Annotated in this window: 1 protein-coding gene; it reads left to right on the forward strand. The window is 65.4% G+C overall.

All coding sequences use genetic code 11. From position 1 onward, the window contains the following. Positions 1–378: 378 nt before the first annotated feature. A partial coding sequence (locus tag AC1D34_RS38050; RefSeq protein ID WP_476827088.1) for an AraC-like ligand-binding domain-containing protein occupies positions 379–857 on the forward strand: 479 nt, incomplete at its 3' end.

Here is an 857-nt window from a genome sequence, read left to right on the forward strand (position 1 = left end):
CGCCACGACAGCAGGGGCTGGCTGCCAACAGTCTCTCGAAAGTCACATCCCGCACGGCCTGAAGGTGCGGYGCGCAAGATTAACGGTCGTGTAACGCCGGATTAACGCCGGTAAATACGCCGCCTCGACTAGAGTTTCTCCCAAAGCGCCTCGTTCCCAGCGATGGGCCAACGGGGAACCGCGGGGGGACATATGACTATCTCAAATCGACCCAGCGCAGCGCAGATCGCCCCGTCCCCATTCTCACAGGCTTCGGCATCTGGCGGCGCGATCGGCCGCCCTGTCGCGGGACGCCCCTGGCCGGCGCCTCTGCCCAGGCCCGAGACCCATTCGCAGACATGCGCCTCGCGCAGCATTGCCTGGCCGTTCCCCCCGGGCATGGAGTGTTTCGCGGCCTGGAAGACGGCGCTGTCGCGCCTGGTCGACTGCGCCATACCGGCCGATGCAGACCCGGCCCAGTTCGATTTCCACGGCCGCTCCTGGCAGCTCCCCGAGGCCTTCGTGCAGATCAATGGCGGATCGGCGATGTCCATGTCCCGGAGCCAGCGCGTCATTGACGACCGGCCGATCTCCCAGATGTCGCTCTATGTGCTGACACGCGGAAGCGCAGTCGCCGATTATGACGGTCGCAAGCGCAGCCATGGTCCAGGCGATGTCGTCGCCGTCGACTATTCGCTGCCCTATGAATCCCGTACGCCCGGCTATGAGGGGATCACGCTCACCTTCGACAGAGCGAGCGCGCCGGCCGGGCTTCAGGGCGATGTGCATGGCATGGTGCTGACGGCCCAAAGCAGTGCGGGCAAGCTTCTCGGCACCCTGATCCAGGCCTTGGTGGAGCATATCGACGGGCTCAGCGT

The sequence above is a fragment of the Allobosea sp. P1_A7 genome (assembly GCF_056406775.1).